The organism is Neorhizobium populisoli (assembly GCF_019430945.1).
Taxonomy (GTDB): Bacteria; Pseudomonadota; Alphaproteobacteria; order Rhizobiales; family Rhizobiaceae; genus Neorhizobium; species Neorhizobium populisoli.
Window position 1 is genome coordinate 250,088 of the sequence record NZ_JAHYCB010000006.1, and the last position, 22,099, is coordinate 272,186.

Annotated in this window: 23 protein-coding genes; 15 read left to right on the forward strand and 8 right to left on the reverse strand. The window is 61.0% G+C overall.

Annotated features, from left to right (window positions below):
• The first annotated feature begins 51 nt into the window (after positions 1-51).
• The 3 genes from KX729_RS18645 to KX729_RS18655 all read left to right on the forward strand — a co-directional run bounded on the left by KX729_RS18645 (position 52) and on the right by KX729_RS18655 (position 3,299).
• Positions 52-858, forward strand: a complete 807-nt coding sequence (locus KX729_RS18645; protein WP_219743982.1) for an alpha/beta hydrolase — start codon at positions 52-54, stop codon at positions 856-858.
• 131 nt (positions 859-989) lie between these two features.
• Positions 990-1,601 carry a transglutaminase-like cysteine peptidase gene (locus KX729_RS18650; protein ID WP_219743983.1) on the forward strand — a complete coding sequence of 204 codons (612 nt, stop codon included), beginning with the start codon at positions 990-992 and terminating at the stop codon, positions 1,599-1,601.
• A gap of 132 nt (positions 1,602-1,733) precedes the next feature.
• Positions 1,734-3,299, forward strand: coding sequence for a sensor histidine kinase (locus tag KX729_RS18655; protein ID WP_219743984.1), 1,566 nt, complete (start codon positions 1,734-1,736; stop codon positions 3,297-3,299).
• A 130-nt stretch (positions 3,300-3,429) separates the two neighbouring features.
• Here KX729_RS18655 and mbfA read toward each other — a convergent pair whose 3' ends face one another.
• Positions 3,430-4,413 (reverse strand): iron exporter MbfA, encoded by a 984-nt coding sequence (gene mbfA / locus KX729_RS18660; RefSeq protein ID WP_219743985.1) that lies wholly within the window; start codon positions 4,411-4,413, stop codon positions 3,430-3,432.
• A 252-nt stretch (positions 4,414-4,665) separates the two neighbouring features.
• On the opposite strand from mbfA, the gene KX729_RS18665 reads away from it, so the two are divergent.
• Positions 4,666-5,772 (forward strand): TRAP transporter substrate-binding protein, encoded by a 1,107-nt coding sequence (locus KX729_RS18665; protein ID WP_219743986.1) that lies wholly within the window; start codon positions 4,666-4,668, stop codon positions 5,770-5,772.
• A gap of 62 nt (positions 5,773-5,834) precedes the next feature.
• On the opposite strand, the gene KX729_RS18670 is transcribed toward KX729_RS18665, so the two are convergent.
• Positions 5,835-6,728 (reverse strand): AraC family transcriptional regulator, encoded by an 894-nt coding sequence (locus KX729_RS18670; RefSeq protein WP_246617687.1) that lies wholly within the window; start codon positions 6,726-6,728, stop codon positions 5,835-5,837.
• A 170-nt stretch (positions 6,729-6,898) separates the two neighbouring features.
• Between KX729_RS18670 and KX729_RS18675 the strand changes: the two genes are divergently transcribed.
• The 5 genes from KX729_RS18675 (at position 6,899) to KX729_RS18695 (ending at position 10,606) form a co-directional block, all read left to right on the forward strand.
• Positions 6,899-7,627: an SDR family oxidoreductase gene (locus KX729_RS18675; protein ID WP_219743987.1), complete on the forward strand. Its 729-nt coding sequence runs from the start codon at positions 6,899-6,901 to the stop codon at positions 7,625-7,627.
• A 331-nt stretch (positions 7,628-7,958) separates the two neighbouring features.
• The gene (locus tag KX729_RS18680) at positions 7,959-9,062 is read left to right on the forward strand and encodes a TRAP transporter substrate-binding protein (RefSeq protein WP_219743988.1); all 1,104 of its coding nucleotides are present in this window, start codon (positions 7,959-7,961) and stop codon (positions 9,060-9,062) included.
• A 345-nt stretch (positions 9,063-9,407) separates the two neighbouring features.
• The gene (locus KX729_RS18685) at positions 9,408-9,617 is read left to right on the forward strand and encodes a cold-shock protein (protein ID WP_219743989.1); all 210 of its coding nucleotides are present in this window, start codon (positions 9,408-9,410) and stop codon (positions 9,615-9,617) included.
• A 453-nt stretch (positions 9,618-10,070) separates the two neighbouring features.
• Entirely contained in the window at positions 10,071-10,310 is a 240-nt protein-coding gene (gene rpsU, locus KX729_RS18690; protein ID WP_219743990.1) for a 30S ribosomal protein S21, read from the forward strand.
• Positions 10,311-10,384: 74 nt separating this feature from the next.
• Complete coding sequence (locus KX729_RS18695) at positions 10,385-10,606, forward strand: hypothetical protein (RefSeq protein ID WP_219743991.1); 222 nt, start codon at positions 10,385-10,387, stop codon at positions 10,604-10,606.
• Between the two features lie 57 nt (positions 10,607-10,663).
• Here KX729_RS18695 and KX729_RS18700 read toward each other — a convergent pair whose 3' ends face one another.
• From KX729_RS18700 to KX729_RS18710, 3 genes are all read right to left on the reverse strand, one after another.
• Positions 10,664-11,881, reverse strand: a complete 1,218-nt coding sequence (locus KX729_RS18700) for an MFS transporter (protein ID WP_219743992.1) — start codon at positions 11,879-11,881, stop codon at positions 10,664-10,666.
• Positions 11,882-12,090: 209 nt separating this feature from the next.
• Complete coding sequence (locus KX729_RS18705) at positions 12,091-12,258, reverse strand: hypothetical protein (RefSeq protein WP_219743993.1); 168 nt, start codon at positions 12,256-12,258, stop codon at positions 12,091-12,093.
• A 63-nt stretch (positions 12,259-12,321) separates the two neighbouring features.
• Entirely contained in the window at positions 12,322-12,894 is a 573-nt protein-coding gene (locus tag KX729_RS18710; protein ID WP_219743994.1) for a hypothetical protein, read from the reverse strand.
• 178 nt (positions 12,895-13,072) lie between these two features.
• Between KX729_RS18710 and KX729_RS18715 the strand changes: the two genes are divergently transcribed.
• The 4 genes from KX729_RS18715 (at position 13,073) to KX729_RS18730 (ending at position 17,070) form a co-directional block, all read left to right on the forward strand.
• A complete protein-coding gene (locus tag KX729_RS18715; protein WP_219743995.1) occupies positions 13,073-13,693 on the forward strand; it encodes a TetR/AcrR family transcriptional regulator in 621 nt (206 codons plus the stop codon).
• 61 nt (positions 13,694-13,754) lie between these two features.
• Entirely contained in the window at positions 13,755-14,969 is a 1,215-nt protein-coding gene (locus KX729_RS18720) for an MFS transporter (RefSeq protein WP_219743996.1), read from the forward strand.
• Positions 14,970-15,082: 113 nt separating this feature from the next.
• A complete protein-coding gene (locus KX729_RS18725) occupies positions 15,083-16,156 on the forward strand; it encodes an alpha/beta hydrolase family protein (RefSeq protein ID WP_219743997.1) in 1,074 nt (357 codons plus the stop codon).
• 236 nt (positions 16,157-16,392) lie between these two features.
• Complete coding sequence (locus KX729_RS18730) at positions 16,393-17,070, forward strand: HAD family hydrolase (protein ID WP_219743998.1); 678 nt, start codon at positions 16,393-16,395, stop codon at positions 17,068-17,070.
• Here the strand turns inward: KX729_RS18730 and KX729_RS18735 are convergent.
• The 3 genes from KX729_RS18735 to KX729_RS18745 form a co-directional block, all read right to left on the reverse strand.
• Positions 17,054-17,443, reverse strand: a complete 390-nt coding sequence (locus tag KX729_RS18735) for a hypothetical protein (RefSeq protein ID WP_219743999.1) — start codon at positions 17,441-17,443, stop codon at positions 17,054-17,056. The genes KX729_RS18730 and KX729_RS18735 overlap by 17 nt on opposite strands.
• Before the next feature lie 108 nt (positions 17,444-17,551).
• Positions 17,552-18,082 (reverse strand): GNAT family N-acetyltransferase, encoded by a 531-nt coding sequence (locus tag KX729_RS18740; RefSeq protein WP_219744000.1) that lies wholly within the window; start codon positions 18,080-18,082, stop codon positions 17,552-17,554.
• A 32-nt stretch (positions 18,083-18,114) separates the two neighbouring features.
• Positions 18,115-18,690, reverse strand: a complete 576-nt coding sequence (locus KX729_RS18745; protein WP_219744001.1) for a helix-turn-helix domain-containing protein — start codon at positions 18,688-18,690, stop codon at positions 18,115-18,117.
• A 148-nt stretch (positions 18,691-18,838) separates the two neighbouring features.
• Here KX729_RS18745 and KX729_RS18750 point away from each other — a divergent pair, with 148 nt between their 5' ends.
• Both KX729_RS18750 and lepA read left to right on the forward strand, forming a co-directional pair.
• Positions 18,839-20,107, forward strand: a complete 1,269-nt coding sequence (locus tag KX729_RS18750) for an MFS transporter (RefSeq protein ID WP_219744002.1) — start codon at positions 18,839-18,841, stop codon at positions 20,105-20,107.
• A gap of 72 nt (positions 20,108-20,179) precedes the next feature.
• Positions 20,180-22,006 carry a translation elongation factor 4 gene (gene lepA, locus KX729_RS18755; protein WP_219744003.1) on the forward strand — a complete coding sequence of 609 codons (1,827 nt, stop codon included), beginning with the start codon at positions 20,180-20,182 and terminating at the stop codon, positions 22,004-22,006.
• The last annotated feature ends 93 nt before the right edge of the window (positions 22,007-22,099 follow it).

Genomic DNA, 22,099 nt, shown 5'->3' on the forward strand with positions numbered 1-22,099 from the left:
ATAAGCTAAAGAATCTGTTTTATAACGCGGCAAAAATGCGGGGTTTCAAGCATGGCGGATAACGCGGAAAACATCGTCGAAAAGCGGATCTCCGTCGGTGACGGACCAGCCGGCCGCGAGATCGCACTCATCCACCGGGCAGCCACACGGAAATCGAAGGGGCCGGCTTTCGTCTGGCTCGGCGGTTACCGCTCCGACATGTCCGGCACCAAGGCGATCGAACTCGACGCACTGGCGGCCGAACTCGGGCTCGGTGCGATCCGCTTCGATTATTCGGGCCACGGCATCTCCGGCGGCGCCTTTCGCGACGGGACGATTTCCCGCTGGCTGGAAGAAGCTCTGGCGGTCCTCGACGACCTGAAACCGAAAAGCGTCATCCTGGTCGGCTCCTCGATGGGCGGCTGGATCGCGCTCCGCCTCGTGCAGGAACTGAAGAAGCGGAAGAAGGCACCCAAGGTGACCGGCATCGTGCTCATCGCGCCCGCTCCGGATTTCACCGCCGAACTGGTCGAGCCGAACCTGACGGACAAGGAGCGCCAGTCGCTCGCCGAACGGGGTTATTTCGAGGAACATTCGGAATACAGTTCCGAACCGAACATTTTTACGCGCGACCTCATCGAGGACGGCCGCCGCAACCTGGTGATGACCGGCATTATCGAGACCGGCTGCCCGGTCACCATCCTGCAAGGCATGAAGGATCCGGACGTGCCCTATGCCCATGCGCTGAAACTGGTGGAATTCCTGCCGGCGGACGATGTCGTGCTGACGCTGATCCGCGATGGCGACCACCGGCTTTCAAGGCCGCAGGACATCGAAAAATTGAAGGCTGCAGCCTCCGCCCTAGTTTTAAATGATTAAATTTTGGCCTGCTGTAAAAAAGCAGCAGCCTTAACCATATTTCGGCATGGCATAGATTAACGAAAGCTGAACGATTGACTTGGCGCCGTCTCCGCTCTTAACGTTTCGTTAGGATTTTAAGGGACGGGTCCATGATGAAAGCCTTCCAGGCACGGCTTGCCGTGATCCTCGTTAGCGTACTTGCGCCTGTAAGCGCAGCTGTGCCGGCTCCGGTGCCGATGACCTCCATGGTCACGGGCGCCGTGACCTCCCAGCCGATTGGTCATTACGAATTCTGCCAGCGTCTTCCGGCCGAATGCGACATCAAGAGCCGTTCCGCCCCGGCCGCACGGGTCACTGAAAAGGGCTGGGATCTCGTCCGCAAGGTCAATAACGACGTCAATGCGCGTTACATCGCCAAGACCGACATGGACGCTTACGGCCGCGAGGAATACTGGACCTACCCCGTCAATTTCGCCGACTGCGAAGACTTCGCGCTGGAAAAGCGCAAGGAACTCGCCGAGCAGGGATTTGCGCTTTCCGATCTGCTGATCACGGTCGTGCGCAAGCCTGACGGTGAAGGCCATGCGGTCCTGACGCTGCGCACCGCCGATGGCGATTTCATTCTCGACAATCTCGAGAACGAGGTGAAGCCCTGGTATGCGACGCCCTATACGTTCCTGAAGCGCCAGGCGACATTCAATACGGGCCGCTGGGTCACCATCGAAAACGGCCGCGACCTGCTGGTCGGCGCCTTGAAATAATCCCGGACAACCGGATGCTCCATTCATTTGCCCGCGGCTCTGTCCGCGGGCAAATGTTTTTGACCGGCGTCAAAAGACATTTCCCCTTCCCGGCCAAACTGCTACCAAGGCTCCTGAAATCGGAGCCAGGGTGTGCGTGACGATGTGAAGACAGGTTTGCCGCGCACGACTGCTGCGAGGCCTACGCTGCCGATCTGGTTGACCGGCGCGTTTCTGCTCGCGCTTTTGACGGTTGCCGGCTTTATCATTATCGAGAACTACCGCAATGCGCTGAAGGAAGGCGAAAGCCGCGCGGTCGCATCTGCCCATGTGGTTGCCGCACATCTGGAATGGATGATCGAGGCGAGCGATCAGGCGCTACGGCGGATCGAGGCCGAACTCGGCAATCGCCCCATCGACAACGACCCCGCAGTGGCGGCCGATCTGACACGGGCTGTCGGCGATCTTCCCTTGGGTTTTGAATATTCGCTGGTCGATGCCGAAGGCAGGGTCCGGTTTTCCAGCACTGGGGCGGGAACCGATGCGGACCATAAGGAGCGCGCCTATTACCAGCGGCTCAAGGAAGGTCAGGAACTGACATTCACCCGCCTGCTCGACAACGAGCGCGCCGGGCGTCCATCCTTCATCATCGCCCGGCGGATCGACCGCGACGGAACGTTTCGCGGCGTTGCCAGCATCACCATCCCGAACGAAAGCCTCGACCGTTTCTGGGCTTCGATGGATCTCGGGCCGAACTCGACGATTTCCGTCATCCGGGACGACGGCTGGCTGATCGCACGACGTCCGATGGCGACGCGCCCCGTCGATACCAGCGGTACGGAATGGTATCCGATGACCCGGCGCCAGACCTCCGGCATCTATCACAGCCCGGTTTCGCCGATCGACGGTTTCGCCCGCATCGTCGCGTTCTGGAAAGTATCCGGCTGGCCGCTGATCACGCTGGCCGCCATCGACCGCCAGGAGGTGCTGGACCAGTTCTGGCGAAACCTGTTCTCCGATGCGCTGATCATGCTGCCGCTGATGGCGGTGCTGGTGATCGCCGCCGTCTGGATCAACCGCCTGCTCTACCGCACCGCCGCCCGCAACGACGAACTCGAACAGGCGGTGGAGCGCAATCGCTTCCTGCTTCGGGAAATCCATCATAGGGTGAAGAACAATCTTCAGGCCGTGCTCGCTCTGGTCAGACTGCAGCAACTGCCGCCCGATGCGCGCGAAGACATGACCCGGCGGATTTCCGCGATGATCGCGGTGCATGAACAGATCTACCAGACGGACCAGTTCGAGCAGGTGGAAGTGGCACCCTATGCGGCCAAGCTGATCACCGACATCGCCTCGAGCCACGACGTGCCCGTCAACCTCAATCTCGATCTGCAGCCACTGACCGTCGATCGCGAACAGGCGCTGCCGATCGGCATGATCATCAACGAGGTCGTTTCCAACTCATTCAAATATGCCTTTGCCGGGCGCAGCGAAGGCAAGCTCGGCGTCGAGCTGCGCGAAGAGGGCGAGAACCTGCGCCTTGTCATCCGCGACGACGGCCCCGGTATCGAGGTCTTCAACCGCGCCGGCGGCATGGGCAGCCGGCTGATCGCCAATTTCGTGCGCCAGCTCGGCGGGCAGTTCACCACCACAAACGACAACGGTGCCGTGTTTTCAATGACGGCGCCGTTCAAGAGGGATGCGGACGAAGCGGCCTGAGTTTGCGGCATCTCGTCTGAAGACGGGTGCCTGGGCCATAGCACCGTATCCCGGCGCTTCGCTGGGGCTCAGCGCGTTCGTCCTTCGGAATGATTCACTGGATCATTCCGTCGGCTTCGCCGACCAGTCCTCACCCATTCCCAATCAAAATCCCCGCTGCCAGCACCAGCGAGCCACCGAGAACAACCTGAAAGACGGCTCGCAGGAAGGGCGTTTCCATATAACGGTTCTGGATGAAGGCGATCGCCCAGAGCTCGAAGAACACGATGATCGCAGCGACGATCGTCGCGGTCCAGAAATGCGGGATGAGATAGGGTAGCGTATGCCCGAGGCCGCCGAGCGCGGTCATAATGCCGGAGGCCAGACCGCGTTTCAGCGGCGAGCCGCGGCCGGAAAGCTTGCCGTCGTCATGGGCGGCCTCCGTAAAGCCCATGGAAATGCCGGCGCCGACCGAGGCCGAGAGGCCGATCAGGAAGGTGGACCAGGTATTGCCCGTGGCAAAGGCCGCCGCAAAGATCGGCGCCAGTGTCGAGACCGAACCGTCCATCAGGCCGGCAAGGCCAGGCTGGACGTAGGTGAGGATGAACTGCCGGCGGGCATCGGCATCCTCTTCGGACTTTGCGTCCTCCGGCAGGTGCTTGTCGGTCAGCATATGGGCGATGTCCTCATGCCCCTGCTCCGCCAGCGCCAGATCGCCGAGCAGCTTTCGCGTCGATGCATCCGAGACGCGTTTGGTCGCTTCCTGATAGAAACGCACCGCCTGCTGTTCCATCGCTTCGGCCTGCTCGCGCACCGTATCGAGCGGCAGGTTCTTGCGCAGCCAATCCGGCTTGCGCTCGTAAAAACCGCGCACATGCTCCCGGCGGATAGGCGGAATGCGTTCGCCGAAACGCGACCGGAACATCTCGATCAGCACGTTCTTGTGGGTCTGCTCGACCTCCGCCATGTCCTCGAAAACCTTGGCGGACGAGGGATATTGGGCGCGCAAGCTTTCGGCATAGGCAAGGTAAATGCGCGAATCCTCCTCTTCAGAGGCGATCGCCAGCGCCAGGATTTCCTCCTCGCTCAGGGAATCGAAGGATCGTTTGGACGAAGCGAACAGGCGGGCAAGCATGGGGCAAACCTTTTAATTAGAATAATTCTAAACTAATCCCTATGCCGAAAAATTCAAGCCGTTTTTACGGGCACGAGCCAAAGCCGAGCCTCGACCGGCTTCCTTCATCCCTAAAGCAATTTCCGGCAAGCAATGCTGCAGTGCAGCGTAATTTTCGGATTTTTTACTTGCCGTTTCCGAAATGAAAGGATTAAGGAGCGGCCACGCGCGGGCAAAATCCGGGCACCTCCCAAAGTTAGAAGGCATACTCCCATGAATCGCAGAAACTTCTTCCGGCAGGCGGCAACCGCCAGCGTGGGCGCTGCCGCAGCGACCGCGCTCGCCGCTCCCGCCATCGCCCAGGAAAGCCCCAAGATCACCTGGCGCATGACGTCGTCGTTCACCAAGAACACCGACATCCTGTGGTCGGCGGCGACCGACATCGCCGAAAGCGTCAAGGAAGCGTCGGACGGCAATTTCGTCATCCACACCTTTGCCGGCGGCGAGATCGTGCCTGCCCTGCAGGCTGCCGACGCGGCTGCCAACGGCACCGTCGAAATGGCCCATACCTGCGCCTATTATTACATCGGCAAGGACCCGACCTTTGCGCTCGGCACCGCCGTTCCATTCGGCTTGAACGCCCGCCAGACCAATGCCTGGTTCTCGGTCGGCGGCGGCAACGAACTGCTCAACGAATTCCTGTCCGGCTACAATCTCTACGCCCTGCCGGCCGGTAATACCGGTGCCCAGATGGGCGGCTGGTACCGCAAGGAGATCAACACCGTCGCCGATCTCAACGGCCTGAAGATGCGCATTGCCGGCCTTGCAGGCCAGGTCATGCAGAAGCTCGGCGTCACACCGCAGCAGATCGCCGGCGGCGACGTCTATGCAGCGCTTGAAAAGGGCACGATCGACGCGACCGAATTCGTCGGTCCTTACGACGACCAGAAGCTCGGCTTCGTGAAGGTCGCCAAGTACTATTACTATCCGGCATGGTGGGAAGGCGGCCCGGCCGTCCACGCCTTCATGAACAAGGACAAGTTCAACGCCCTGCCGAAGAGCTACCAGCGCATCATCAAGGATGCATGCGCCAATGCAAACCAGAACATGCTTTCCCGCTACGACACGCACAACGCCAAGGCGCTGCGCCAGCTCGTATCCGAAGGCGCCGTCCTGAAGCCGTTCAGCCCGGAAATCCTCGAGGCCAGCTACAAGGCCTCGCAGGAGGTTTATGCCGAGCTCAACGCCAAGAACCCGGCCTTCAAGAAGATCTACGACAGCCAGCAGGCCTTCAAGAAGGAAGGTTACCTCTGGAACCAAATCGCCGAATACAGCTACGACACCTTCATGATGGTGCAGCAGCGCAAGGGCACGCTCTAATCAGCGCCACGCCTTGAAATCGAAAAGCCCGGAGCATCGCTTCGGGCTTTTTTCGTTCTGGCTCAGCCTTCGATCATCTCCGGCTCGACAGCCATTCGCTCCCGCAGCTGTCGCGCATCGCGGGCCGGCGAAGCGCCGAACTGGCGGGAATATTCGCGGCTGAACTGGGTGACGCTCTCGTAACCCACCGAAAAGGCGACACGCGCCGTATCGCCCACCTCGCCCACCAGCCGGCGGCGGGCTTCGTGCAGGCGGATGCTTTTCTGGTACTGGATCGGGCTCATCGCCGTCACATCCTTGAAGTGGCGGTGAAAGACCGACATGCTCATGCCGGCGACGCGCGCCAGTTCGTCGACCCGGAGCGGCGCATCAAAATTGCTGCGGATATGACCGATTGCCCGGCGGATATGGCCAAGCCGGCTTTCCGGCCGGGCCAGCTGGCGGATCGCGGCACCCTGAGGTCCCTGCAGCAGCCGATAGAGGATTTCCCGCTCGATCAGCGGCCCGAGCACGCGCACCTCCTGCGGCCGCTCGATCAGCCGGGCAAGGCGTAGCCAGGCTTCCGCCAGGTCCGGCGTCACCGGGCTCGTGCCAAAACAGGCGCCGATGCAGACGACCGGGTCATCGGGCATATCGAGGAGGATTTCGGCGATCGCCGTCATGTTCAGGGTCAGGCTGAGCGCCAGATAGGGCCGTTCCGGACTTGCGTCGACGATCTGGCCGGACGCGGGTATCTCGACGGAGGAGACGAAATAGCTGGCGCTGTCGTAATGCATCGCTTGATCGCCGATCACCACGCATTTCGATCCCTGCAGGACGAGGCAGAGCATCGGCTCATAGACGCTGGGCATCATGCCGGTCGGGTTGTCACCCTTCATGATGGCAAGACGCGGCACCGCCGTTTCCGTGCGGCGGCCGGCGGCATTGCGGGAGACGAGATCGCGGATTTCATCCATGGGATTTGTCATGTCCATGAGATGCGGCCTGACCGGCGCCCGCGCAAGAGGCGAACCTGCCCGCGCGCCATCGTCGAGAGGAATAGGCAAGAAATCGGCATTTCTCGGCTCACGTCTGAATGGCCGACGGCTCCATCTGTGGCGGGCAATCAACCACAGGAGCATTACCCATGACCAAACAGAAAACAGCACTCATCACCGGCGCCAACCGCAGCATCGGGTTCGAAATCGCAAGACGGCTCGCCGCCGAAGGTTACCGCGTCTGGCTCGGCAGCCGTGACGTTGCCCGCGGTGAAGAAGCCGCGAAAAAGCTGCGTGACCAGGGGCTCGATGCCCATGTCCTGCAGCTTGACGTCACGAGCGACCAGAGCGTCGCATCCGCCATCACCGAACTCAGCCGCCAGACCGACCATCTCGATGCGCTGATCAACAATGCCGGCATCGCCGACGGTTTTACGTTTGGCCCATTCGAAGAACCGATCGACGTGACCAAGGCGGTCTATGAGGTGAACACGTTCGGCCCGATCCGCATGACCCAGGCGGCGCTGCCGCTGCTCAAGGCATCGGGTGCCGGCCGCGTGGTGATGCTGAGCAGCGAGCTCGGATCGCTCAATTCCCTGCTTGACCCGCAGAACCAGTTCTACGGTATCAATGCGCTCGGCTACAATTCGTCGAAGACGGCGCTCAACGCCGTGACCGTATCCTTCGCCAAGGCAGCTGAACCCTTCGGCATCAAGGTCAATGCCGCCGATCCGGGTTACACGGCGACAGACATGAACGGCCATACGGGTTACCGCACCGTCGAACAGGCGGCTGAAGCGCCGGTGCGGCTTGCGATGCTCGGACCGGACGGGCCGACGGCGGGGTATTTCTTCGACGATCAGACGTTGTCTTGGTAAGCCGCCTAACTCGGCGACCTGAAATGCGGTCCACCTTCTCCCCAGCGGGGAGAAGGTGCCGGCAGGCCGATGAGGGGGCTCCGGGGAGGACTTTTCTTTAGTGTTGAGCACTTGGCCCCCTCATCCGACCCTTCGGGCCACCTTCTCCCCGACGGGGAGAAGGGAACCGCCTCGCCGCCAGCACCCCAACAAAAGCAGACCCCCATTGAATACGCCGTCCAGAAGACCTCCCAATGCGACTTTTCGGAATTCCCTTGCCGTTCCCGAAATGAAAGGATTATGACCGACACGACCAAGGCCGGGACGGGCCATACATTTCGAGGAGGATTTCATGGATCGCAGACGTTTCTTCAAACAGGCCGCTACCGCTGGCGTCGGCGCTGCTGCTGCCACCGCTTTGGCTGCTCCAGCGATTGCGCAGGAAAGCCCCAAGATCAACTGGCGCCTGACTTCCTCCTTCCCGAAGAGCCTCAACATCATCTTCGATGCCGCCAACCAGATCGCCGAGGCGGTGAAGGTTGCGACCGATGGCAAGTTCACCATCCAGACGTTTGGCGCCGGCGAGATCGTGCCGCCTTTGCAGGCAGCAGATGCGGTCGCCAACGGCACCGTCGAGATGGCCCATACCTGCTCCTATTATTATATCGGCCAGGACCCGGCGTTTGCGCTCGGCACCGCCATCCCCTTCGGCCTCAATGCCCGCATGACCAATTCCTGGTTCATCAATGGCGGCAACGACCTGATCAACGAATTCCTGGCGCCGCGCGGCCTGTATGCGCTGCCGGCCGGCAATAGCGGCACCCAGATGGGCGGCTGGTTCCGCAAGGAGATCAACACGGTCGAAGACCTGAAGGGTCTGAAGATGCGTATCGCCGGTCTTGCCGGACAGGTGATGCAGAAGGTCGGCATCACGCCGCAGCAGATCGCTGCCGGCGACGTCTATGCCGCGCTCGAGAAGGGCACGATCGACGCCACCGAATTCGTCGGCCCCTATGACGACCAGAAACTCGGCTTCGTGAAGGTCGCAAAATACTACTATGCCCCGGCATGGTGGGAAGGTGGCCCGGCCATGCATGCCTTCTTCAACCTGGAAAAGTTCAACGGCCTGCCGAAGAGCTACCAGCAGATCCTGCGCAACGCCTGCGATTCCGCCAATATGAGCATGCTCGGCAATTACGACGCCCATAACGCGGTGGCGCTGAAGAAGCTGGTTGCCGAAGGCGCGGTGCTGAAGGCCTTCAGCCGCGAGATCATGGATGTCTGCTTCAAGGCTTCGCAGGAAGTCTATGCCGATCTTTCGGCCAAGAGCCCGTCCTTCAAGAAGATCTACGATCATCAGCAGGCCTTCAAGAAAGACGCCTATCTCTGGGCGCAGGTCGCCGAATATTCCTACGACACCTATATGATGACCCAGCAGCGCGCCGGCGCGCTCTGACGTTTCACGTCATGCGGGAGCCCGGAGCACGTTCCGGGCTTCTCGTGCCACGATTTCGGCGTTCGCAAACGCTCCCGTGCATAGCAGCGGCGCCATCCCGAGGTGGTAATATTATCGGGTGAAAACAGTGGCTTGCATCAGAATTTCCGCGCCTCGCCACGCGGTTTGAAAAAATAATTTTAAAATAAACCTTTGATTATCAGGCCTGAAGGCATATATTGCTGTCATCGAACATTGCTTGCGACCTTTGTCTACGCGCTCGGCGCACCGTCAGATTTCCTCTCAAATATCGATTTAGCGGACGAGATACTGTCCGGATACACTAGCGATTGAAAGGAAATCGTTATGAATACTGGCACTGTAAAGTGGTTCAATAGCACCAAGGGTTTTGGTTTCATTCAGCCTGAAGACGGTTCGACGGACGTTTTCGTCCACGTTTCGGCTGTTGAGCGCGCCGGCATGGGTTCTCTGGTTGAAGGTCAGAAGATTTCTTACGAAATCGTTCGTGACCGCAAGTCCGGCAAGAACTCGGCCGACAACCTGCGCGCCGCATAATTATGTCATTCACTTCAACTGACCGCGGATGTACCGGCAGTGAATTGTGAATGACGGGAAGAGGTCGGGGCTGCCCGGCCTTTTTTGTTTTGGTTTTGCCTGCGAGGAACGATATGGATCCCAATACTTGTTCTGTCGGCGATCTGATTGTTGTGAAGGCAAGCCTCACACGGTCTGCGAGAGATGACCGGCAGTGCCGGGTTGTTGGCATGTTACCCGCGTCGGATCGTGGCGAGCGGCAATACCGGGTGCGGTTCGGCACCGAAAACTTCGAACGCAGAATTGTCGCAAGCGACATTGACAGGTCCGAAACGACGACCACTTCCATTCAGTCAGCCGCGCCTCCAGCGAAAGGCTCGACCGAACCATGGTTCAAGTCGTCGACAATTCGGATCGGTAAGTAACGCCATCGTTTTGTCAAAGCGGGGCACCCCGTAACGGAGAGGATATAGTTTGCAGGTTCTGGTCAGAGACAACAATGTCGAGCAGGCACTTCGGGTGCTGAAGAAAAAGCTGCAGCGCGAAGGCGTATTCCGCGAAATGAAGGCGCGTAGCGCCTACGAAAAGCCGTCGGAAAAGCGCGCACGCGAGAAGGCTGAAGCCATTCGTCGCCAGCGTAAGCTCGCGCGCAAGAAGATGCAGCGCGAAGGCCTGTTGCCGGCACCGAAAAAGGCAGCCGTCCGCACGCGCTAACCCCATGAGCCGATCGACCCTCCAAGGGTCGTGACTCTTCAGGGGCCGACAATCTTCAAGGAAGGAGAATATCATTGACCGCCACCAAGGACGAATTCTTCAGCCCTACCAAGCTTTCGGCGCGCGACAAGGCCGCTGCAACGGATCACACCGCGCGCTCCATCATTGCCGCGGAAGCATCCGAACGGGACAAGAAAACCGAAAAGCTGAAGCTGCTCCGTCTCGAACGTGAAGCAGCCGAGGTTCCGCCGGCGGCAACGCCGCGGAAAGGCCGTAAGACGGCCGCCAACCACTGAACAAAAAAGCCCGGATCGCTCCGGGCTTTTTGTTTTGTATCTTCCGCGAAAACAAGCTCACGCCGGCTGCAGCTTTTCTCCCCCGCGCTCCGGCAGCGGCGGGAAGGCAAGTGCGATCAGTACGGCACCCAAACCCACCAGCGCCGAACCGATGAACAGCCAGTTGTAATTGTTGAACGCATCGAACGCCCAGCCGCCGGCGAGTGGGCCGAAGGCCATGCCGATGCTGGAGAGAAGTCCCATGCCGCCAAGCACAGTGCCGAGGATTTTCGCGCCGAAATATTCCCGCGCCAGCACGGCATAAAGCGGCATGACACCGCCATAGGTGCCGCCGAAGATGATGGCGAGCGTATAGAAATGCGTCAGGTCCGACGCCATCGTATAGGCGGCGATGACCAGCCCCTGGATCAGCAGGCCAACGATCAGCACCGGCTTGACGCCCAGCCGGTCGGCCAGCACGCCGTAGAGAATGCGCCCGCCCAAGCCCGCCGCCCCCTCGACGCTGTAGATGGTGACCGCCGTCATCGGGCCGATGCCGCAATACATGGCATAACTCACCATATGGAAGATCGGGCCGGAATGGGCCGCGCAGCAGGCGAAGAAAGTGAAACCGAGCGCCAGGAATTGCGGCGAGCGGAAAACTTTCGACAGCGGCATGCCGGCAGCCTCCGGCTGCGGTTCGCTTGCCGCCGCACCGCCGGCGGCGGCTTCCGGCGGGTTCCTGACCAGAAACACGGTCGGCAGAAGGATGATCCACGCGCCGATGCCGATCACAAGCATGGCGAACCGCCAGTCGTCGTAATATGTGATCAGCCAGCGGGCAAACGGCGAAATCGTCATCGGCGCCATGCCCATGCCGGCGGAGACCAGCGAGACCGCAAGGCTGCGATGTTTGTCGAACCAGGCCATGGTCACCGACATCATCGGCGCGAAGAAGGCGCTCGCAGAGAGGCCCACGAGGCAACCGTAGACGATCTGGAAGACGAGAAGGCTTTCCACCCGGCTAGCCAAAACCAGGGCAAGGCCGAGGATGACCGAGCCGATGAACACCACTATGCGGGCGCCGAAACGATCGCTCAACGTGCCCCAGAGAAAACCGCCGAGGCCCATGACGATAAAATTCAGCGTCATGGCGCTGGCGATGCCGGCATGCGACCAGCCGGTGCTCTTGGCGATCGGCTCCTGGAAGATTGCCAGGGAAAACATCGTGCCGAGCGCCACGCAGCCCATGAGGCCGCCCGCAAAGACAATGACCCAACGATAATTGCTACTCATGTGCATTACCCCATTCGTCACAGGTTCGTTTTTTGGACGCCCGCCTCCTCCGGCAGCGCCTTCCTGTTCCTATGACGTGCGGGGTCTCCCTCTCCCGACATCCGGCCGCAATTTTCCTGGCCGATCGGTGGAGACTACAACAAAAAAGCCCCGCGCGCGGCGGGGCTTTCCAAAACTCTTTATATCCAACTGCGGATATTGTCGTGACGTCAACTGCCGGTATTCGGACGATTGCTGCCGACGTTGCTGTTCGTCGAGGCCGTCTTGCCGTCCGGCTCCTGGCCGTAATAGGTGCCGCCCAAGTGTCCGCCGCCGCTGGTGTTTTCCACCTGCTTCTCGGCCCGCTTGATGGCTTCCTTGACGTTGCTTTTACTCATGCTGTCCTCCAGCTTTTAAGGGTTGGTGACAGGGGAGTAACTGGCGGGGAGCGCGAGGGTTCCCTAAATTTCACGGCTGAGCGGTCGCAATGGGCGCGGCACTGGCCTGCCCAGGCCGATGATATAGCGAATATAGTCCCTCATCGGCTCCGGTGCGATCCGCGCCAGAACATCGAGCCGCGCCGTATCGACGATCTCGACGGCTATCCTCGTCTGTCCCTGGTCAAAGACCAGATAGTGACTGGTATGTTTGCCATTGCTCTGAACATAAGTGATCTCAGCCTTGGCAATATCGATGACATCTTCATAAGGCTTCAGCCGAATGCAGCCTTTTTCCACGAGACGTGTCTCATCCGTGAGTTTTGCGGTGAGGTTGGGAGAGGCCGAAAAAAGGACGCCGGCGAAGAGCCCGACGACGCATGCCATTCCAACGAATGACCAGAGGATGAGTGGGTCGCCGAAGTTGAATGTCTCTTCAACCGAGTCCAGGCGATTGGAATATCTGGCTGTCAGGTAATTTACAGTTGGCGCCAATAAAAAGAAGCCGGCAGCAACCACGAAGCAGAGGCCGAAAATGGAAAATGTTCTTTCGGCACACGAATAACTCGACCACATGCCTTCTTCCAAAATGATCATATGAAAAACCGTGCTGCTGAAATCCGGGGTTCATCCAAGGGTAGAAATGTTCATCTGGATTAGCGGTTCAGGCGGGAAAGGCAAGCGGACGCGCCACACCGCCGGCAGGAATTCCGCTTGACGACGGGCTACCACGCGCCTATTTGGAAACGATCATTTCCAAATTGAGTCGATCCTCATGGATACCCTTTCCACATCCACCACCGCTGCGCGCGCTCCCGGTCGTCCGCGCGAGTTCGAAATCGACGCGGCGCTCGATAAGGCGATCGTGGTGTTTTCCGAGCGTGGCTATCACGCGGCGTCGATTTCCGAATTGAAGGATGCGATGGGGCTTGCGGCCGGTAGCCTCTACAAGGCGTTCAAGGACAAGAAGGCGATCTTTCTGGCGAGTTTCGACCGTTACAAGCAGGTACGCAACGCGCTGCTGGAAGCCGAGATCGCCAAGGGCGAGAATGGTCGCGACAAGATCGCCCGGGTGCTGCATTTTTATGCCGAAGCCTCGCAGGGCGAGATGGGCCGGCGCGGCTGTCTCGTGGTCGGCACCGCAAGCGAGCTTGCGGTTACCGATATCGATGCGGCCGAGCGCGTCACCCGATCGCATGCCCGCACCGAAGCGCTGATGGAAAGCCTGGTGCGCGAGGGACAGGCGGACGGCACGGTGGGTGCCGGGATCGACCCTATCCATACATCCAAAATCCTCGTTTGCGTGATGCAGGGCATGCGCGTGATGGGCAAGACCGGCGACACGACCGGCCAGGCTTTCCTCGTGGCCGATACCGCGCTCAGACTTCTCGACTGATTTCCCGATCGATTTTCAACCGATCCTTCTCGACAAATCCTTCCTCCCAAGGAGCATTTTCATGACCACCCATTCCCAACCGGCGGCCAAGTCTGCCATGTCTGCCGGCATGACCTTCGTGATGGCGGCGGCCTGCGGGCTCGTTGCCGCAAACCTCTATTATTCGCAGCCGCTCGCCGGCCCGATTGCCGCCTCGATCGGCCTGCCGGCGCATGCGACCGGACTGATCGTCACGCTGACCCAGATCGGTTACGGTCTCGGCCTGCTGCTGATCGTGCCGCTCGGCGATCTTCTGGAAAACCGCCGGCTGATCCTCATCATGATGGGCGCCGTCACTGCGGCGCTGATCGCCGCCGGTCTTTCCAATTCCGTCGTGCCCTTCCTTGCCGCCTCGCTGGCGATCGGGCTTGCCTCGACCTCGGTGCAGATGATCGTACCGTTTGCGGCAAGCCTTGCGCCGGATGCTTCACGTGGCCGGGTGGTCGGCAATGTCATGAGCGGCCTGATGGTCGGTATCATGATGGCGCGGCCGGTGGCGAGCTTCATCGCCCGCTTTGCCTCCTGGCACCACGTGTTCTTCGTCTCGGCGGCGATCATGGTACTGCTCGCGCTGGTTCTGGCCGTCAAGCTGCCGAAGCGCGTGCCGCAGACCAGGCTTTCCTATCCGGCGCTGATCGCCTCGCTCAGCACGCTTTATGCGACCCAGCCGGTGCTGCGCCGCCGCGCCTTCTACCAGACCTGCCAGTTCGCCGCCTTCAGCCTGTTCTGGACGGTGACGCCGCTGGTTCTGGCCGGTCCGGCCTTCCAGCTGACCCAGGCAGGCATCGCGATCTTCGCGCTGGTCGGCGTGGCCGGCGCCATCGCCTCGCCGATCGCCGGCCGTCTGGCGGACCGCAATCTGAGCCGCCCGGCCACCATTACCGGCATCGTCGCCACCGCGATCGCCTTCCTGATCACCCATATCGCGCCGGAAGGTTCGACTGTTGCGCTTATCCTTCTGGGGCTCGGCGCCGTCATGCTGGATTTCGGCGTGACGATGACCATGGTCATCAGCCAGCGGGCGATCTACGGCCTCGGCGCGGATCTGCGCGCCCGGCTGAACGGGTTGTTCATGGCGACCTTCTTCATGGGCGGCGCGGTCGGTTCGGCCGTCGGTGCCTGGGCGTTTGCCGAAGGCGGCTGGCTGCTCGCCTCGATGATTGGCCTGACGCTTGCCGTCGTCAACTTCCTGTATTTCCTGACGGAAAAGCGCCCGCAGCTCGTTCCGGCGGAATGAAGCCACGAACCGGATCACGTTCGAGGACGACCTCGAACGTGATCAAGGTCGCCCTGTGGTGGCCGTGACACGCAGAGAAGAGCCGTCGTTTTCCCAAACAGGACGAGGCTCCCATGCGATTGAAATTTCCCCTCTTTGTTATCCCGCTCATCGGCCTGCTGACAGCCGGTACCGCCTTCGGCGCGGACGCGGTCGGCGTCCAGAAAATCAGCGTCGTTTCGCCGACCCGCGACCGGGCGCTGGCGGTGACGATCTGGTATCCGTCGAAAGGTGACGGCCGCAGCGCACCGGACGGTGAAAACCCGATCTTCGAAAACTCCACCGTTTCCCGAAACGCCACGATCGAACCCGGCCGTTTCCCGGTCGTGCTCCTCTCGCACGGTTCCGGCTCGCGCGCTGACGCCATGGGCTGGATCGCCACCGAACTGGCCAGAGTCGGCTTCATCGTCGCCGGCCCGAACCACCCCGGTACGACGAGCGGCGATTCCACGCCGGAAGCCACGCCAAAAATCTGGGAGCGGACGCAGGATCTCACGGAAGTCATCACCGCGCTGTCCGCCGATCGCCGCTGGAAGGGCTCCATCGATACCGCCCGTATCGGGGCGCTGGGCTTTTCGCTCGGCGGCAGCACGGTGATGGAGATTGCGGGCGGTCGAGTCGATCTCGAAGCCTACAAGCATTACTGCGAAACCGAGCCGCATATGATGGATTGCACCTGGTTCCGCGGCGGCCGTGGTTTTGCCGGCGGCGAGGAAGTGGCGGTGGAGCCGCTCGACCTTGCGACCGTCGACAAGCCGCGTTTCGAACAGTCGAACCGTGATCCGCGTATCACCGGCGCAGTGTTGGTCGATCTCGGTCTGGCATCGGCCTTCAAGCCGGACAGCGTCAAGGCCATCGATATCCCGCTCGCCTTCATCAACCTCGGCAGCGAGGGCCAGATCCCGGCCGCCGTCTATGCACCGCCGCTCGCAAAGCTCGCGCCGAATGCGACCTATCTGCGGGTCGACAAGGCCGACCATTTCAGCTTCCTGCCGGTGTGCAAACCGGGGGCCGTCGACTTCCTGAAAAAGGTGGGAGAACCAGACCCGATCTGCAACGAAGCCGGCCGGCCGCGCGGCAATATCCATCGGGAACTGAGCGGGCTGATCGTCAAAGCATTCGACAAGATGTTGAAGGCTGCCGATTGATCATCGGGCAGTTTACGAACACCGGAACGAGCCGTGCCGTCCTTGGCGCGGCTCGTTACATGCAAGAATGCCCCGCCCCTCAGGCTTTCTTCACAAGCAATCCAACCTGACGAAACCAACGTGTCATCGCGCCGATACTTCTTCGCCCTAGAGAGCCGGGTTCGCGTTTGCTACAGCGATTCCCTGACGCTTTTCAGATGAAGAATGAGCGGTTTTGAGAACGGATGATGGGCAAAATGAAAATCTTGATGGTCGATGTCGACGGCGTTCTCGTACATGGCAGGCCGGCAGACGGCCTTCCTTTCGGTACCTATCTCGAACGCGATCTCGGCCTGCCGGTCACGGTGCTGCAGCAGGAATTCTTCAAGCCTTTCTGGGTCGACATCGTCACGGGCCGGGAACCGATCGAACCGCGGCTGACCCCAGTGCTGGCGCAGATCGCCCCGCATATCGAGACCGAGGCACTACTCCGCTACTGGTTTGAAAACGACAGCCGGCTGGACGAGCGCCTGCTGGAAGATCTTGCCGAACTGCGCAAGAGCGGCGTGGCGCTTTATCTCGCCACCAATCAGGAACATCGCCGCGCGGCCTGGCTGATGAACGAACACGGCCTCGCCCGGCATTTCGACGATATCTTCTACTCGGCAAAACTCGGCCACAGGAAGCCGGGCCAAGACTTCTTCCGCCTCGCCTCAGAGGCGACCGGCGCGCGGCCCGAGGATATCGGCTTCATCGACGATGCGCCGGAGAATATCGAGGGCGCCCGGCAGTTCGGTTGGAACGCGGTACAGTGGACGGCGGGCATGAGGCTCGAAACAGCGATCGCATCCCTGTCGAACCCGGCGCCTCAGACAAATAGCGGGACCGTTCTGCGGCCGGTCCCGCTATCCGGTGTTTTTACTCGACGAGATTGATCTCTTCGGTCTCGCCGCCTTCGCAGGTGTAGCAGCAATCTTCGCAAGCCTGCTTGTTGTTCGGGCCGGTGCCCCAATAGGTCTGCTTGTCGCCGGAAACCCAGGCGCCGTAGCAGATCTTTTCTCCCTGCTGGCAGGAGAGGTGAATCTGCTTCGACTCGCCGTCGTCCAGATAATAGACCTCATTGCCGCCCGGCCAGATATGCTTGCGGTCCTGGCTGTAAAGCTCGACCTCGACCGCGTTGGGATGGTCGTTCTTCATGATAAACGACACGTCGGCGGCGAGCGCCGGCACGGCGGAGCCGCACAGAGCGATCGCGAGTGCAAGGCCTGCCGCGCGGCGGATGGCCGGCAGCGAATTCAATTTCAGCATTAAGTCCCCCTTTGGATGCGCCCGCTTCGGGCGCGCGCCTGCGCATGTGACACATTTCTCATAGGCAAGGCGAGTAAGGGAAAATGCGTAGTCGGTTTAAGCGGCAATTCAAGCGACAATGCCGATCCTTTTGTAGAACAGCGTGGTGTCGCAGAAACCGCCCTGCGGCCACAATGCGTAGTCCGGGATGACGCCGACGCGTTCCCAGCCAAGGCGGGGATAGATCTTTTCCGCATCGCTGCCGGTGGCCGTATCGAGCACGAGAAGCGTGCGGCCACGGCGGACGGCTTCAGCTTCCACCGCATCCATCAGCTTGCGCGACAGGCCAAGGCCGCGGGCCGAGCGGTGCACGAGGAGCTTCATCAGGTCGCCGCGATGCGGCTGGTTGGGTTTCGACGCCAGCCCTACCTGTACGGTACCGACGACCCGGCCCTCGACCTCGGCCACCGCGAGGATGATGCCGCCCTTTTCCACCGCATCGGCGATCTCGTTCCAGTAACCCACGCCATCCTTCGGTTCGTAGGGCAGCATGAAGCCCAGCGAAGCGCCGCCATTGATGCAGTCGGACAGGGTTTCGCAGAGATCGGGAATGGCGGCGCGGGCTTCCTGGGCAGCGAGAATACGGATGGTGGCGGACATATCTGTTCTTTCGTTTCGGCTCTTGGGGAGGATCAACGGCCGCGGTCGAGAACGACCGCGTAACGGGCGGGCTTGTCGGACGGATTGTGGAAGTCGAAGGCGTCGCCGATATCCATGTAAAGGCAATCGCCCGGATGGAGCGTGTGGACGGTATCGCCGATGATCATTTCCAGCACGCCCTCGAACAGCCAGACATGCTGGGTCATGACCCGGCTTTCCTCGCGCGGCGGGAAACTGACCCGCGCATGGGCCGGAAAATCCACCTCGACGATATCCACCCGGCTCGGCGTGCCGGGTGGCGAGACGGCGCGACGCAGATACCCCGTCTGCGGATCGCGCCAGAGCTTCTGGTCATCATAGCGGCTGAGCGGCGACGTCGCGGGCTCGTCGTCGGCGAAGAAAGCGGAAAGCGACAGGCCCAATGCCTCCGACAGGCGCGCCAGAAGGGCAGCCGTCGGGCTCGCCTCAGCCCGCTCGATACGCGAGATCATCGCCCGGCTGACGCCGGAGCGACCAGCAAGTTCATCCAGCGTGAGACCGGCGCGCGCCCGCAGCGTCTTCAGGCGCTCGCTGATGGCCGTTTCGATGGCTTGATCCGTCGTTTCCATGATCGGAGAGTTGCATTCTCTTATCGTAGAATCAAGCGCTCATATGATGGATGTGTGAAATTTGTGCGCGCATGGCGTTTCCGCGATAGCTCCCTTCATGGGCAATCAGCTATGCAGCGAGCTGCACCCCGATGTCCGGAGATATGAGATGGACGGCCAGACCCTGAACGGCCCGATTGCGGAAAAGGCTTCGCCCTTTTCGATCGCCAGCATTCTCGTGTCCATGACGCTCGCCGCCGTCGGCAGCGGTATCATGCTGGCCTATGTGCCGTTCATCCTGACAAAATCCGCGGCCCCTTGGGCGGCGGGCGCGGCGGTGACCGCCGTTGCCTTCGGCGGGTTGATCGGCTGTCTTGTCGGCGGGCCGCTGATCAAGCGGGTCGGGCATGCGCGGCTTTTCGCCTGCTCGATGGCGATAGTGGTGATCTCCGCCGTATTGATAGGCGCCGACCTGCCCACCTATGTCTGGATTTTTGCCCGCGGGCTTTATGGCGCGGCCGCCAATGTCAATTTCATCATCGCCCAGAGCTGGCTGAACCATGCCGCTTCCAACGAATGGCGCGGCCGGGCGATGTCGTTCTTCTACATGGCCTATGTGCTGGGCCTCGGCTGCGGTGCCTGGGTATTCGGACAGGTGCCGGCCGACGGCAATCTGGCGCCGCTCGCCGTGATCTTCTTCACCGCGCTCGCGATCCTGCCGATCGGCCTGACCCGCCTGCCGAACCCGCCGCCGCCGGCAAGCGTCAGCGTCAATATCAGGATGGCCTGGCGCATCTCGCCGGTCGGCCTGATCGGGGTTCTGGCGTCCGGCGGCCTTTCCATGCTGGTGCAGGGTTTCACGCCGATCTATGCGGCCTCCAACAAGGTGTCTCAGGCGGATGTGGCGCTGATGATGTTCGTCATGCAGACCGGCCTTTTGTTCATCCAGTATCCGCTCGGCGTGCTCTCCGACCGGATCGACCGGCGCTACGTGCTGGTGATCACCTGCGTGCTGATCGTCGCGGCGGGTTTTGCGGCGCTGTTCGTGTCCTTCCAGACGATGGCGATCCTGATGCTGGTCTTTCTGCTTTTCGCCGGCTCGGTGGAGACCGTCTATTCGATCGCCAATGCACATGCCAATGACCGCGCCGATCCCGGCGATTTCGTGCCGCTGTCCTCGACGCTGCTCGTCGCCTGGTCGGCGGCCGCGACCGTCGTGCCACTCGGCGTCACCCTGCTGACGCCGGCCTTCGGCCAGCATACGTTCATCTATGCCGTGATGATGGTGGCGGTCGCCTATGCGGCCTATGTGCTGTGGCGGCTCAAGGAGCGCCAGGCAGTGCCGGTGGACGAACGCGAGAATTTCGGCATCCGCAGCGCGCAGATGCCGAATGCGACCGTCTTGACGGAGCCAGGAACCGAAAAACCCGGCAAATAAGCCCTTTCATCCTCAACGAAAGGTTATCTTTCCCCTTTGCGACAGGGATTCGCACTGCTATATGCCCGACCTATGAGCACCAATTCCGCCCGCACTCCGCTTGACCATATCCGCAACTTCTCGATCGTGGCGCATATCGACCACGGCAAGTCGACGCTGGCCGACCGTCTGATCCAGACGACCGGCGGCCTTGCCGAACGCGACATGTCGGAACAGGTGCTGGACTCGATGGATATTGAGCGCGAGCGCGGCATCACCATCAAGGCCCAGACCGTTCGCCTGCACTACAAGGCGAACAATGGCGAGACCTATATCCTGAACCTCATCGACACGCCCGGCCACGTCGACTTCGCCTACGAAGTCTCGCGTTCGCTGTCGGCCTGCGAAGGTTCGCTGCTGGTCGTCGACGCCTCCCAGGGCGTCGAGGCGCAGACGCTCGCCAACGTCTATCAGGCTATCGACAACAACCACGAGATCGTCACCGTCCTCAACAAGATCGACCTGCCGGCCGCCGAGCCGGACCGCATCAAGGAACAGATCGAGGAAGTGATCGGCATCGATGCCTCCCAGGCGGTGCTGATCTCCGCCAAGACCGGCCTCGGCATTCCCGACGTTCTGGAAGCGATCGTCCACCAGTTGCCGGCGCCGAAGAGCGAAGCCGGCGAGAAGGGCGCGCTGAAGGCGCTGCTGGTCGACAGCTGGTACGACACCTATCTCGGCGTCATGGTTCTGGTGCGCATTCTCGATGGCGTGCTGACCAAGGGCCAGACCATCCGCATGATGGGCACCGACGCCAAATATCAGGTCGAGCGCGTCGGCGTGCTGACCCCGAAAATGCTGGCCGTCGATTCCCTCGGCCCTGGCGAGATCGGTTTCTTCACCGGTTCGATCAAGGAAGTGGCCGATACCCGCGTCGGCGACACCATTACCGAAGACAAGAAGCCGACGGCCAAGGCGCTGCCGGGCTTCAAGCCTGCCCAGCCCGTCGTGTTCTGCGGCCTCTTCCCGGTCGATGCGGCCGATTTCGAAGACCTGCGCGCCGCGATGGGCAAGCTGCGCCTCAACGACGCCTCCTTCTCCTTCGAGATGGAATCGTCCGCCGCTCTCGGCTTCGGCTTCCGCTGCGGCTTCCTCGGCTTGCTGCATCTCGAAATCATCCAGGAACGCCTGGAGCGCGAGTTCGATCTCGACCTGATCGCCACCGCACCTTCGGTCGTTTATCACCTGGCCATGACCGACGGCTCGACCCGCGAGCTGCACAACCCGGCCGACATGCCGGATGTCGTGAAGATTTCCTCGATCGAGGAACCGTGGATCAAGGCGACGATCCTGACCCCGGACGATTATCTCGGCGGCATCCTGAAGCTTTGCCAGGATCGTCGCGGCATCCAGACCGAACTCACCTATGTCGGCAAGCGCGCCATGCTCTCCTACGAGCTGCCGCTCAACGAAGTGGTGTTCGATTTCTACGACCGCTTGAAGTCGATCTCCAAGGGTTACGCCTCGTTCGACTACCATTTGCATGGCTATCGCGAAGGCAACCTCGTGAAGATGTCGATCATGGTCAACGGCGAACCGGTCGACGCGCTCTCCATGCTGGTGCACCGTTCGGCGGCGGAAAAGCGCGGCCGCGACATGTGCGAAAAGCTGAAGGACCTGATCCCGCGGCACATGTTCAAGATCCCGATCCAGGCCGCGATCGGCGGCAACGTCATCGCCCGCGAAACCATCTCCGCCATGCGCAAGGACGTGACCGCCAAGTGCTACGGCGGCGACGCCACCCGCAAGCGCAAACTTCTGGAAAAACAGAAGGAAGGCAAAAAGCGCATGCGCCAGTTCGGCAAGGTGGACATCCCGCAGGAAGCGTTTATCGCGGCGTTGAAGATGAAGGATGATTGAGGCTTGGGCCTTAAACTTCAAAAGCACTAAGCCCGCCAATTGGCGGGTTTTCTATATAAAGCTGTCCAGCAACTAAAACACGGCTTGCCGCTT